At 39.9% G+C, this 13,277-nt stretch carries 15 protein-coding genes; 4 read left to right on the forward strand and 11 right to left on the reverse strand.

The window, feature by feature from the left end:
• Positions 1-11: 11 nt before the first annotated feature.
• From argJ to AB1K80_RS10760, 6 genes are all read right to left on the reverse strand, one after another.
• Positions 12-1,232: a bifunctional ornithine acetyltransferase/N-acetylglutamate synthase gene (gene argJ, locus AB1K80_RS10735; protein ID WP_412856614.1), complete on the reverse strand. Its 1,221-nt coding sequence runs from the start codon at positions 1,230-1,232 to the stop codon at positions 12-14.
• Positions 1,233-1,251: 19 nt separating this feature from the next.
• Positions 1,252-2,289, reverse strand: a complete 1,038-nt coding sequence (gene argC / locus AB1K80_RS10740) for an N-acetyl-gamma-glutamyl-phosphate reductase (protein ID WP_412856615.1) — start codon at positions 2,287-2,289, stop codon at positions 1,252-1,254.
• Positions 2,290-2,431: 142 nt separating this feature from the next.
• Positions 2,432-2,974: an MFS transporter gene (locus AB1K80_RS10745; RefSeq protein WP_412856616.1), complete on the reverse strand. Its 543-nt coding sequence runs from the start codon at positions 2,972-2,974 to the stop codon at positions 2,432-2,434.
• The gene (locus AB1K80_RS10750; protein ID WP_412856617.1) at positions 2,971-4,416 is read right to left on the reverse strand and encodes an FAD-binding protein; all 1,446 of its coding nucleotides are present in this window, start codon (positions 4,414-4,416) and stop codon (positions 2,971-2,973) included. The genes AB1K80_RS10745 and AB1K80_RS10750 overlap by 4 nt, the downstream gene beginning before the upstream one ends.
• Before the next feature lie 128 nt (positions 4,417-4,544).
• Positions 4,545-4,853, reverse strand: coding sequence for a metal-sulfur cluster assembly factor (locus AB1K80_RS10755; protein WP_008355239.1), 309 nt, complete (start codon positions 4,851-4,853; stop codon positions 4,545-4,547).
• Positions 4,854-4,899: 46 nt separating this feature from the next.
• A complete protein-coding gene (locus AB1K80_RS10760; protein ID WP_412856671.1) occupies positions 4,900-5,685 on the reverse strand; it encodes a prolyl oligopeptidase family serine peptidase in 786 nt (261 codons plus the stop codon).
• A 135-nt stretch (positions 5,686-5,820) separates the two neighbouring features.
• Here AB1K80_RS10760 and AB1K80_RS10765 point away from each other — a divergent pair, with 135 nt between their 5' ends.
• The 3 genes from AB1K80_RS10765 to AB1K80_RS10775 all read left to right on the forward strand — a co-directional run bounded on the left by AB1K80_RS10765 (position 5,821) and on the right by AB1K80_RS10775 (position 7,060).
• Entirely contained in the window at positions 5,821-6,633 is an 813-nt protein-coding gene (locus tag AB1K80_RS10765) for a Cof-type HAD-IIB family hydrolase (RefSeq protein WP_412856618.1), read from the forward strand.
• A gap of 89 nt (positions 6,634-6,722) precedes the next feature.
• The gene (locus AB1K80_RS10770; RefSeq protein ID WP_412856619.1) at positions 6,723-6,872 is read left to right on the forward strand and encodes a competence protein; all 150 of its coding nucleotides are present in this window, start codon (positions 6,723-6,725) and stop codon (positions 6,870-6,872) included.
• On the forward strand, positions 6,869-7,060 hold the full coding sequence (locus tag AB1K80_RS10775) for a DUF3813 domain-containing protein (protein ID WP_412856620.1): 192 nt from the start codon (positions 6,869-6,871) through the stop codon (positions 7,058-7,060). The genes AB1K80_RS10770 and AB1K80_RS10775 overlap by 4 nt, the downstream gene beginning before the upstream one ends.
• 48 nt (positions 7,061-7,108) lie before the next feature.
• Here AB1K80_RS10775 and AB1K80_RS10780 read toward each other — a convergent pair whose 3' ends face one another.
• Entirely contained in the window at positions 7,109-7,564 is a 456-nt protein-coding gene (locus tag AB1K80_RS10780; RefSeq protein ID WP_412856621.1) for a BsuPI-related putative proteinase inhibitor, read from the reverse strand.
• 15 nt (positions 7,565-7,579) lie between these two features.
• The gene (locus AB1K80_RS10785; protein WP_412856622.1) at positions 7,580-8,422 is read right to left on the reverse strand and encodes a YitT family protein; all 843 of its coding nucleotides are present in this window, start codon (positions 8,420-8,422) and stop codon (positions 7,580-7,582) included.
• Between the two features lie 141 nt (positions 8,423-8,563).
• On the opposite strand from AB1K80_RS10785, the gene AB1K80_RS10790 reads away from it, so the two are divergent.
• Positions 8,564-9,415 (forward strand): DegV family protein, encoded by an 852-nt coding sequence (locus AB1K80_RS10790; RefSeq protein WP_412856623.1) that lies wholly within the window; start codon positions 8,564-8,566, stop codon positions 9,413-9,415.
• Between the two features lie 46 nt (positions 9,416-9,461).
• Here AB1K80_RS10790 and AB1K80_RS10795 read toward each other — a convergent pair whose 3' ends face one another.
• The 3 genes from AB1K80_RS10795 to AB1K80_RS10805 form a co-directional block, all read right to left on the reverse strand.
• A complete protein-coding gene (locus AB1K80_RS10795; RefSeq protein ID WP_412856624.1) occupies positions 9,462-11,111 on the reverse strand; it encodes a methyl-accepting chemotaxis protein in 1,650 nt (549 codons plus the stop codon).
• Complete coding sequence (locus tag AB1K80_RS10800; protein WP_412856625.1) at positions 11,108-12,085, reverse strand: BMP family lipoprotein; 978 nt, start codon at positions 12,083-12,085, stop codon at positions 11,108-11,110. Before AB1K80_RS10800 ends, AB1K80_RS10795 begins: the two co-directional genes overlap by 4 nt.
• 144 nt (positions 12,086-12,229) lie before the next feature.
• Positions 12,230-13,078 (reverse strand): S1 RNA-binding domain-containing protein, encoded by an 849-nt coding sequence (locus AB1K80_RS10805; protein ID WP_412856626.1) that lies wholly within the window; start codon positions 13,076-13,078, stop codon positions 12,230-12,232.
• Between the last annotated feature and the right edge of the window lie 199 nt (positions 13,079-13,277).

A 13,277-nucleotide genomic window follows, 5' to 3' on the forward strand; every position in this document is an offset into this window, starting at 1 on the left:
TATCCCCTTCATTATGTGCGATAGCTCGCGTTTATTTTGACGTAATCATAGGTCAAGTCACAGCCCCATGCTGCCGCTTCACCTTCTCCTTCACTCATTTGAATCAAAATCGTGATTTCATCCTGTTCTAAATACGCTTTCGCTTCCTTTTCTGAGAAAGGCTGAGGTTCATTCTGTTTGAACAAACATTGACCGCCTAAATAGACTTCGACCTCTTCTGGTGTGACGGATGCCGCACTATGACCAATGGCACCAATGATTCGTCCCCAGTTTGCATCTGTTCCATATACGGCTGTTTTCACTAGACTTGAACCTACTATTTTTTTCGCAATGATGCCTGCTTCCAAGTTATTTTTAGCACCAACGACTTTCGCTTCAATTAATTTCGTTGCCCCTTCTCCATCTCTTGCAATCTCTTTTGCTAAATCCTCACAAGCTAGCTTTAATCCTTCTTTAAACACTGCCCATTCTGGATGCTCTTCATGTAGCACGTCATTTCCAGCCATCCCATTTGCCATCACAAGTACCATATCATTTGTCGATGTCTCTCCATCAACTGTAATTTGATTAAAGGTGACATCCGTAATATCACGTAGTGCGTTTTGCAACGATTCCTGTTCAACCTTCGCATCTGTTGTGACAAATCCAAGCATTGTGGCCATATTCGGATGAATCATGCCAGATCCCTTTGCTGCACCTGAAATGAGGATGTTTTTTCCGTCTATCGTAAGGGTGTACGTTGTATTTTTTATGACCGTATCTGTCGTTAAAATCGCTTCTTCAAAATGCCCTTTTTCTGCTTTTGCTGCTTTTAACTGTGTGATGCCTTTTTTTATTTTATCCATGTCTAGACATTCACCAATGACACCGGTAGAAGAAACAGCAATATCATCTTGTTCAACGCCTAACATCTCTGCACAAGCTGCTTGCATCTCGTATGCATCCTTTAGGCCCTGCTCACCGGTACAAGCATTGGCGATGGCACTATTGACGATAACACCTCTTAATTGCCCCGTCTTTTTTAAGCTTTTTTGTGTGACTTGTAAAGGTGCTGCTTGAAAATGACTTTGTGTGTATACTGCTGCGCTCACTGCTGGTACTTCACTGACGATCAACCCAAGGTCTTTTTTTGAATAGCGCAATCCAATATGAATTCCTTTCGCTTCAAAGCCTTTTGGTGATGAGACGTCCCCGTCTATTTTGACAATGCTCTTTTCATTTAATTCAATCATATTTTTGTCTCCCCTGTTCTTATGGATAAAGAGGTGTCATTGTAAGGCCCGCCTCTTCGTCTAAGCCTTTGATAATATTAAGATTTTGAACCGCTTGACCCGCAGCGCCTTTCATTAAATTATCGATCACCGACACGATGGTCAGTCTGCCTGTTCGCTCATCTAATTGAAAGCCAATGTCACAGTAGTTACTGCCGTATACTTCTTTTGTCTGCGGATACACCTTGTGATCTCTGACTCTAACAAAATAAGAATCTTCATAAAAAGCTTTCATCTGTTCCATCAATCCCTCTTCTGTCAGGTCTGACTTCAACTGTGTATACATCGTGGCCATGATCCCTCTTGTCATCGGCACAAGATGCGTTGAAAATGTGATGTTCGCCGTTTTTGGATTCCATTCTCTTAATATTTGTTCTATTTCAGGCGTATGTTGATGTTCATTTACCTTATAAATTTTAAAGTTGTCATTTAGCTCTGAATAATGCGTTCCAAGTGAAGCAGATCGACCTGCACCAGACACTCCTGTTTTCGCATCAATAATGATCATTGATTCATCTATTACATTCTGTTTCATCAATGGCGCTAATCCAAGAAGTACCGCTGTTGGAAAGCAACCAGGGTTGGCAATCACTTCTGCCTGTTGTATGTTTTCGCGATTGAGTTCAGATAGTCCGTACACGGCTTGTTGAACAGTTGCCTCTTCAGCTGCCTTCCGTTTATACCAAGCTTCGTAAACTGCTGTATGTTGAATGCGTAAGTCACCTGATAAATCAATGATAGGCACTCCTCGATTCATCAGCTTTGGCGTCAGCTCACTTGATACGCCTGCTGGTGTCGCTAAAAACACAGCATCTGTTTCATTTACAATGGCTTCCGGATCAATTGCCTTTAATGTTTGATCTGCAATGTTTGTCAGATGTGGATATGATTGGCTATACAGTTGCCCATCACCACTTGATGAATATAATATACATTCCTCTACATGTGGATGATGCTTTAAAATACGAACCAATTCCGCTCCACCGTATCCCGTAGCACCGATAATACCTATTTTCAACGTCAAACACCCTCTTGATCTTTGTGAAATTATTTAACATTATATCATGTATAAAAATTAATTCAATTGTATATTTAATATTTGTTTTCATTTTTTTGCATAAAAAAATCCGTCTATCTGTGTAAGATAGACGGATTTACTCTCATTTTTTTATCTGAAGGACCATGAGCGCACTGCATATATATACGACAGAACTTGCATAAAAAATAAAATGAATGGTAAAGAAGTCAGCGATCATGCCACCAAGTATAATGGCGATGGATGAAAAAAGTGCTGTCCAAAAATGATAGTGCCCGACTTCTTTCATTCTTTTATTCTCATGTGTTAGCTCAGTCACAAGCAATTTTTCACCGTGTTTTTGAAAACCACCAAGTGCGCCTAAGGCAACCTGGATCATATATATTTGCTCTACTTCTGTAATGAGGGGGAATAGTAATAAAAGAAATGCCATACCAATTGAATGGACGGATAAGAAAAGCCGTCTGTCCGTTTTCTCTGGTAGTTTTCCTAATAAAAGATGAATAAACGCACCACTCAAGCCAAACAGACCATATGCCAAACCAAATTCAGAATAACTTGATCCTACATTTTTAATAAACAAAATGTAAAAAGGAAAAATCAAACTGCTTGCGAAAAATAGTACGCTCTGTGAATAGATAAACCATTTAATTGCAATTCCATTCATTGTGTATTGTACCTTTCATAAAAATAGTTCATAAACCTTCCATCTGGATCTGCTTGTTTTTTCTTTTGAAAAAACAGGTCAGTTTTAGGATATGCCTGTTTCATTTGTTCTTTTGTTTGATAAGGCATATATGGTAAGTAGTAGCTCCCTTCATGCCGGAGGGTCACATCTGTCATTTGCCTCATGAGTCGCTCCGCTTTCGCCTTTTCCTTCTTATCAAATCCATGATTCACGAGAAGTACAAGTGCAAACATATCCTGTTTGGCATACGAAAGATCTGCTTTTTCATTTTTTTGTACGTAACGTATCGTGATGTTCATCACATTTAAATCCGCATGTTGCAGTAGTTCTCTCAGCTCATCGATATATGCACTAAAACGATGAACGGGAACAAAATATTCTTGTAAAACATCTGTGTCTGCTTCATTTTCATATTCCAAAAATGCGGAATCTGAACGCATCACATTGTTTCTAGTGATGAGCTGATCATTTTGACTTTTGAAATAGTGTTTTTGCAAATTCCAGAGAAGATCTTTTCCCATATCAAATCTTCTTGAAAGGCCAAGCATAAATTTTAACGGCATGACGAGTTGATCTTCTTTCAACTCACGGTATGATTCGATCTCTTGTTGAGAAGAGAGTGCGTAATTGGTCACATACATCTCTTTCAAAAAATGTTTTTTAGCTGTTGAAATTCTCGCAAGATGCATCCGTATCTGTTTGTTTTCTTTTACATGTGTTTGAAAATAATCAGGATACTCATGATATTCAAGAGAAGCGGTTTCCATTTTGTACAGCTCATCCTTTGTTAAGGATAGCTCCACGTCTAAAATCACTCCGAATAAACCATAGCCACCGATGACAGCCGTGAATAAGTCATCGTCTGGTTTGACCGTGATGATCTCACCGTCTGCTTTTAATAACCTGAATGAACGAACCGTATCAATCAGTGACCCATAGCGAATATCACGACCATGTGCGTTGGCACTTAAAGATCCCCCTATCGTAAAGATATTTTGAGATTGCATCACCTTCACAGCAAGACCATATGGGTTCACATATTTCTGGATATCATCCCATGTAGCGCCGCTTTGGACGCGAATGGTCTTCTTTTTTTGATCAAATGCTAAAATGCGCCGATATTCCGTCATATCAAGAACGATCCCATTCTCATAATATGTATGACCGCCCATGCTATGCTGAGTGCCAGCGATTGAGATCGGTAGCTGTTCTTTTGCGGCTTCGTCCAACACGGCTTTCAATGTTTCGATTTCTTTGCCTTGAACGACTTTTTTTATTTTGACAGGCATGAGATGACTGACATCAGTAAATGCATCAAGTGATTGTGGCTGATGTACCTGATTGTCACGGATGGTGATCGATCCGATAAAAGCCGCAACATATATCAACAAAATAAAAACCCAAAACCATTTTCGCTTCATGATCGGTACTCCGTTCTATCAAATTACATTCATTATACCAACCCCTACCTCTTCATCCACCTTAATATTTCATAAAAAAAAACCTGGTACGAGTCACACTCATACCAGGCGTTTTTCTTATGATCATCTTATTGAATACCAAGCGCAATTTTTGCATATCTTGACATTTTGTCACGAGTCCAGGGCGGGTTCCATACGATATGAACTTCTGTTTCTTTCACCTCAGGCAGGTCACTGAGTGCTTTTTTGACTTCATCGACAATAACAGGTGCAAGCGGACAACCCATTGATGTTAATGTCATTGTGACATCTACTTTCCCATTTTCGTCTAGATCGACATCATAGACAAGTCCAAGATTGACAATATCCACATTTAACTCAGGGTCAATCACCTGTTCTAGGGCGCCTAATATATTTTCTTTCAATGCTTCATCCATGATATCCACTCCTTTTCACACTAGTATAACGTACTTTCACTTTTGGCTAAACGTTTGTGCTTTTTAAATGCGTCACAAACCAGTCGACTGTTTCAAACATCGCTTGTCTTGTCACTTTGTGCCCTGCTTGTTCATCTGTTATAAAACGAAGCAAGTGAGGATGCTGTCTATATTCGTCTTCCACTAATTCGTCATAAAATGCTTTTGCATGGCGATATGGAACAACAGGATCGTTTTCTGCATGCCAGAATAGTAACGGCCTATTGTTAAGCCGATCTTTTTGCAATGTTAAGTCATACGGGCGAAGCGCCTCTAATTGTTTGTTTACGTCTTCGTCTGTAATGTCATCCAATAAGCCCTTCTGACGCATGTCCAAGATTTGCGCCTTGAGAAAAGTGGTATATTTCGGACTGCCCATTAAACTAACTCCCGCTTTGATCCAATCATATTTTGCGAGGCCGCCAAAGGTCGTGATGCCACCCATGGATGTACCAGCAACACCTATCAGATCTGCTTCAATCAATTGTTTTTCTTGAAAATATGTTTTGAGTAGGTCAATTTCACGAATTTCATTCAGGACAATTTCCCAAAACTTCGATGCAAGTTCTTCTAAGCTGAGGTTTTCTGACCTTACACCATGATAAGCACAGTCAGGCAAAATAACCCTCATGCCTTTTTCCGCCAAATGATAGGCGAAATGTAAGTTGTGCTCGCGTGCACTTGTAAACCCATGAATAAAAAATACAAGTGGCGTTTGTTTGTTCTTATTTTCATCTTTTACGATATGTAAAAATGGAATATCGTGTACAATTTGCTCATCAATGGTGATCACAGCCAATAAATCCTCCTTTATCATTCCCGTCTTTCTTTATTTTAACATGTAGACAACGAAGATGTGATAAAGATACACTATAGAGAGAGGCATCGTTCGCATTGCCTCTAATGACTACAGATCAAAGGAGATTTTATGGAGACTAAACCTTATCTAATCGCACTTGACCTGGATGGCACATTATTAAAAGATGATAAAACCATTTCTACGCGTACACTTGACGTCATTCAAAAAGTGAGAGACAGCGGGCATCATGTATGTATTTCTACAGGCCGGCCATTTCGTTCCAGCTCTCCTTACTATCAGCAACTAAAGCTTGATTCACCGATTGTGAACTTTAATGGAGCGTTTGTCCATCATCCGCTTGATGAAAAATGGGGCAGATTCCACACGTCACTTGACCTTCAAGTCGTCAAACAGCTTGTGGACATTAGTGAAAAATATAACGTGCACAATGTGCTAGCAGAAGTGTTAGACGACTTGTATTTCCACTATCATGATGAAAAACTCATTGATATATTTAATATGAACGCCAACAAAGTAACCGTTGGAGACCTTAGGGACAACCTTGGTGAGAATGTCACAAGTGTCTTAATTCATGCAAAAGAAGAAGATGTCAGTGCCATTCGGAGCTATTTAACAGATGTTCATGCGGAAGTGATTGATCACAGAAGATGGGCCGCTCCATGGCATGTGATCGAGATCATTAAAACAGGCATGAATAAAGCTGTTGGCTTACAAAAAATCAGTGATTATTATGGTGTTCCGCAAGAACGAATTGTCGCATTCGGAGATGAAGACAATGATTTAGAAATGCTTCAATTTGCTGGCTGTGGCGTTGCGATGGGCAATGGCATTGAGGAAGTAAAACGCGTTTCTGATGAAGTGACAGATACGAATGAACAAGATGGGATTGCGACATTCTTAACGAAGTACTTCTCCCTTTAATTTTTTCCATTCATACAACTCTGTAGGAAGCGGGAATACTACGAATAGACAGGGTGACCTGTCAGCTTGTGTAAAGGGGCGGATTCCGAATGGGTAAAAGAAGCAAATCGAAACGCTTTATACAACAAGGTAAAGATTCAGTCAGTCTTCATGACGCTCGTTTTCCTTATCGTTCCACACTTGAGGAAGTGGCAAACCGAGAAGATATGAAGACTGATGCTTCTGGAGGTTCATTATGAGAAACGAACTTTTTGATCAAGCCAAATCATTTACAGAAGAAGCCCTTACTTCTTCCTTTTCATCAGGGTTAGAACGTCAAAAGGCTGTAAAGCGAGCAAAAAATGCGGTATCGTCTGCTTTTGCCAACTCTACAGATGCAGAAAGAAACCAACTGCATACATTCCAAGACCTGCTTGATGATCTTTAACCGAAAAAAAGCTGTCCAACATTGGACAGCTTTTTCTATATGTTCACGTTATTCCACTTGGAATGTCTTTTTTGCCGTGATGGGCTTGAGCCCTTCTGCTTTTCCTTTAAACGTGACGACCACTTCATACGTTCCCGGCTTTACACCATTCGTCCATGTATCTTGGAAATCGTAGCTTTCATCTGCTTTCAGTACAAAGGATTGAATGGCTTGTGTAAACATGCGGTCTTTCGAGAATCGGTATTTTTCATTCCCAGTTTCGTCATATACAATTAACTCGAATTTTTGGCTTGTGTTAAAAGTAAAAGTGACATCTGTCTCTGATCGATTGTGTAGTGACATATGAAATTGAACCGAAGCATCTTTTTGGACAGGGTCTACACTCAGTACGACTGTTTTTTCCTCCATTTGACCGGATACCTCCTTGTTTGGTTCATCCCTTTTTTGTTGTCCACAAGCTGATAAAACGAAGAGAACAAGAAGCAGCATGACAGCTTTTTTCATCTTCTACCCACCTTTTTAATCTCGTCGGAAAAATCCAAGGATATTGGTTGTTTGAACAATATTCGTAAAGGCATTTGGATCGACTTCCTTTATAATCTGTTCAAGTTCGTACAGCTCATACCTTGTGATGACAATGACCATCATTTCTTTTTGTTCGTTTGTAAATGCTCCTTTTGCAGGCACAGTCGTAATTCCTCTCACCATTTTCCCATGTATGGCTTCTTTGATTTCATCTGCTTTCTTCGTGACAATCATCGCTGTCAGCTTTTCGTGTCTTGTATGGATCGCATCAATGACCCTTGTGGTGACATATAAGGTGACAAGGGTATATAAAGCTTTCTCCCAACCTTGTAATAATCCTGCCGTGAAAATAATGATTCCGTTTAGAATGAAGAAATACGTCCCAACAGGCTTATCTTTCCACTTGGCTAAAATCATTGCAATAATATCAAGTCCACCTGTTGATGCACCGTATTTCAGGGTGATTCCGATACCTAATGCAGAAATAACACCACCAAACACAGCATTCAATAAAATATCCTCAGACACGCTCGTCTCGGGTAAAATGCCGAGGAAAATGGTTGTTAAGGCAACACTGATAATGCTATAAAACGTAAAGGATCGACCAACCTTCATCCAGCCTAGAATTCCCACTGGAATGTTTAAGATAAATAATAGAATCCCTGTGGATACATTAAAAGGTGCATATTGCTCAAATAAACTTGATAACAGCTGTGCTACCCCAGTAAAACCACTTGCATACACGTCAGCTGGTATTAAAAATAAATTCAGTCCAATTGCATTTAATAATGCACCAATGACAACAACGATAAATTTTTTTGCTTCTCCAATGAACATGATGTCATACCTCCACTGACCATTCTCTTTATGGTTTTCCCTAAAATTTTGAATTTGAACACAAAAAGACAATTTATATGATATAGTTAGGCTAAAAAGTGATAAACTATGGCGTATTCCATTCAGAAAGAAGGGATTTTGATGACCGTTCATATCATAGCAGACAGTGCTGCTGATCTGCCTCTTTCTTATTATGATGAACATAACATAACATTAATTCCGCTCCGTGTGTTACTTGGTGAGCAGGAATTTGAGGATTTAATGACGATTGATCCAAAACAAGTATATGAAGCGATGAGACATGGGGAAAGTCCAAAAACATCACAGGCTTCTCCTGCTAGAATCAAAGAAACGTTTGTCGCTCTCGCTCAAACCCATACATCTGCACTTTATGTGGCATTTTCATCAGAGCTTTCCGGTACATACCAAACGGCCGTGATGATGGCGAATGAAGTGAAGGAAGAATATCCTCAATTCGATTTAAAAATCATTGATTCTAAGTGTGCGTCACTTGGCTACGGACTTGCAGTAAAACACGCGCAATCTCTAGCCATTGACGGAAATACAATACAAGAAATTGAAACATCTGTAAAGCACTTTTGTGAATCTTTACAACATATTTTCACTGTAGATGATTTATCGTATTTAGCAAGGGGCGGAAGAATCAGTAAAGCGTCCGCATTTGTTGGTGGTCTGTTAAGCATTAAACCGATTTTACATGTCGAGGATGGAAAACTGATTCCCCTTGAGAAAATACGCGGCCGCAAAAAATTGCTCAAGCGCATTATTGAGCTGATGAAAGAACGTGGGACGGACTGGTCAAATCAAACAGTTGGTATCAGTCATGGTGATGACCTCGCACTTGCTGAAGAAATGAAACAATTGATTGAAACGGAATTTCAACCGAAGGACATCATGATCAATATGATCGGCGCAGCCGTCGGTTCCCATTCTGGTCCTGGCACGCTTGCCATCTTTTTCACAGGCAAATAAACATCAAAAAGCACCCTTCCCTCGTCATACGGGAAGGGTGCTTTTCTTATGAAAGCTTAAATTTATGAACTGTTTCATTTAATCTTGCTGTCATTCCCATTAGCTCTTCTACTTGCTGGTTCATCTGATGGAATGACTGTAGCTGTTCATTGGCTGAAGCAGAAATTTCTTCGCTGCCTGCTGCGGTTTCTTCTACAACGGCACTAATATTTTCAATCGAACGCAGCACTTCTCCGCCAAGCTCTGTTGATTGATTAATTTGCTGATTTAAAGTTGCCATCTCTTGTTTAATATGTTGTGCTTTTGTTTCTATTCCTTCAAAGGAATGAGATGTTTCGTCCATTGCTTCCTGCTGATGAAGAGACAGCTTCACCCCTTCTTGTACAGTCTGACTAATGGACTGAATGCCACTTTCAATGTGACCTACCATGTCAAAAATTTGTCTCGTTGCTCTAGATGATTCGTCTGCTAATTTGCGAATTTCATCTGCGACAACAGCAAAACCTTTTCCAGCTTCACCTGCTCTAGCTGCTTCAATGGCAGCATTTAATGAGAGGAGGTTTGTTTGATCGGCAATGTCTGACACTGTCTTCGCCATGGCTGAAATTTCAGTGGCATATTGCGTAAATTCTCCTGCAGATTGTTCGATTTGTTTCGTTGCCTCTGTATTTTTTTCAATGGCTTCTCTTGTTTTTGTTAACGTGTGCTTTCCACTGTTTACTGCCTCAATGGTTTCCTCTGTACTAGCAATGACCGTATGGGATCTGTCGGAATTTTTGCGGCCATGCTGATCCATTTTCTCAATCAAGCCCACACCGTGCTGAAGATCTTCTGATATGGCTTGTGATCCATTCGCCATTTCGTCTGTCGAAACAGATACTTGATTGGCTGATTCCATGAGCTTCTTGTTTTCTTCATCTAAGTCTAGCGAGAATTTTTCGACTTGGCTTGATACATTACTAATTTCTTTAATTAAACTGATCAATTGGTCTGTCATTTGGTTGAATGATTCATTCAAACCGCCAATCTCATCCTTGCGGCGGACGTTCATCCGTTCAACAGCCAAATTCCCTTCTGCGATCTGTTTGGCTCGATAAGATAGTGATTTAATTGGCGCCACAATCGATCTCGTAAGACCAATGTTCAAGACGACTGAAATGACAATGAGCGTGAGTGCTGCAACCATTGCACTCGTAATAATCCACTGTACATTTGCCGCTGTATTTTCTTGGTTTTGTTCATATGCTTCTTGTGCTCTTTTATTGATCGTATGGACGTCGTTTAACACACCGTTAATTCTTGCTGCCACACGTCTCGCATCGGCTGCATTTTTCTCACCAATGGCACTATTGGCTTCTTTTGTCCATATGTCATACTTTGATGTTAATCTCGTTAATGCTTCTTTGTTTAACTGCCCTGCGTTTTCATTTAACGATTGCAGTTGTTTTTTAGCCGTTGAAATATTATTTTGAACCACTTCTAATTGTTCATCTGAGAGCGTCACAGAGTAGTTGGTCATGGCTTGTTCGACACTTTCAAAGCTCGCCTTCGTTTTTTGAACGTTTAATAAAGTTTGGACCTCTGATTCGTTTGATGATTGAATTTTTGTCATACTAACAATAATAAAAGCGATAACTGCAACTGCTAAAAGAAGTGAGACGAGTGAATTCAGTAAAATCTTGACCTTTATACTCATGATGCCGCCCCCTCTTCTTCAAGAAGCGTTTGCTTCATTTTATTTAATTTCTCAGTCAAAGGCTCTGCATTCTTGAGGACTCTGATTCGAGCCATATCCAATCCATTGTTGCTTAAATCATAGACGACATGACCACTTTTGATTTTGTTGCTTTTGACCAGTTGTTCACTGAATTGATAAACGACTTCATCTACTTTTTTAACCATAGAAGAAATGACAGCTTTTTCAGCGGTATAATACTGATCACTATCCACACCAATTGCATATTTCTTCTCAGCTTGTGCTTGTTTTAATACACCAACACCCGTATATCCGGCTGCTGCATATAGAACGTCTGCTTTCTTATCAATCATCTCTTTGGCTATTTTACCGCCTTTTCCTGCATCGCTAAATGTGTTTGCATAGGTCGTTAAAATCTTGATTTTCGGATTCACTGATTTTGCGCCTTCTTCATATCCTTTTTCAAAACGGTGAATGACCTCTGCATCTACACCACCCACAAAACCAATGACGTCACTTTTCGATGTCATGGCAGCAAGCGCTCCTGCTAAATAACTTCCTTGTTCCTCTTTAAACGTAACAGAGGTGATATTTTCTAACTCAGATGCGGCATCTATGAGCAAGAATTGTTTTTTCGGGTACTTTTTCGCTACCTTTTCTAAGTCTTCTTGCATACTAAAGCCTACGGCGATGACGAGATCATTGCCATCTTTCACAAGCTCCGTCAGCCCTTTTTCATATGTATCTGTTTCAGCAATTTCTCGATAATCAAATTCAATACCGAGTCCTTCACGTGCTTTTTCTAACCCTTTAAATGACGAATCGTTAAACGATTGATCACCAAGGCCATCTTCAGTAAGCATGATGCCGATACGCTTCACATCTGATGTAGCTTTTTCTTCTTTTTCATTGCTACATGAGGCTAACACCATGAGCATGGCTGCCATCAGAAGAAATGAGATTTTTACTTTCATCCAAACACACTCTCCTTTTTCATCCTTACTTTCTTTTTATCGGATTAGGAGGTAGTTATTTCACCAATTAGAAGATATTTTTGTTACTTTTTTCACTTAAAAAACCCATTTTTTTAAAATAAAATAAAAGAAGTGAGCATTTGCTCACTTCTTCTCATACGTCCAACCATCTTTTTGGTAGACTTGATTATGTTTCATGAGATGACCTAAGGCTCGCTTAAACGCTGCCTTACTCATTTGAAATCTTTCGCGGATATCATCTGGATTACTTTTATCCCAGTAAGGCATTGCACCATTTCGGTTTCTCAAATAAGTTAAAATGTCTTCCGCATCTACAGACAATGCATCTTGCTTTCTCGGAAGGAGGGATACGTTGACAGTCCCATCTTCTTTCACCGCGATCACACGACCTGTCACGGTCGATCCCAATCTTGGTTCTTCCCTTCGTTCTGTATGATGAATAAATCCTCTCACCCCTGTATCTGTCAGCATAAAGGAGCCAGTCGCGATTAAACGGTAAATCGTCCCTGTGATTTCTTTGTTCATCAAGGTTTCTGGCGCTTCAGTAAATAATTCACTGATCACGTCTTCTGTCGCAGGTTTTGCAAACATTCTGCCGTAGCTTGTGACTTTCAGCATACAATACAGTTTGTCGCCTTTTGCCGGCCAAGCTTCCTCAAAAGGGGGAAGGTGTTCTGTTGCAACGAGTGCATCCTTTGATAACCCAACATTTACAAAAACGCCCATATCCTCAACAACATCCACGACTTCTACCCATCCATATGTATGTGCATTTATGAGTGGCATTTTCATCGTCGCCGCTAATCTTTCCTCATGATCTACATATAAGTACACGTCCACTTCATCTCGGTCATCAATATCCTCTGTCATTTCACTGCGATGCAAGAGGACAGAATCTTCACCATCTGTCAAAAAGTAGCCGTATTCCATTTCTTTATCTATTTGCAAGGTCAATTGCACACCTGGTCTCATGTTCTCTTCCTTCCTATCTGCCCTCACAAGAGCGTTCGTTCATCTTTTGATTTCACTTTATTCTACTATACTTCTCTGTACATGAACATCACTAGTTCTGTTAGATAAATTAGACAAACGACAGTTGATTTATACAGCAAGAGCTTGAAGTCTTGATTTGATCATGGCTAAGGTTTCTTCTTCAGTGCATGGCATGGTA

This window comes from Bacillus sp. 179-C3.3 HS, from assembly GCF_047229225.1.
Classification (GTDB): Bacteria; Bacillota; Bacilli; order Bacillales; family Bacillaceae; genus Bacillus.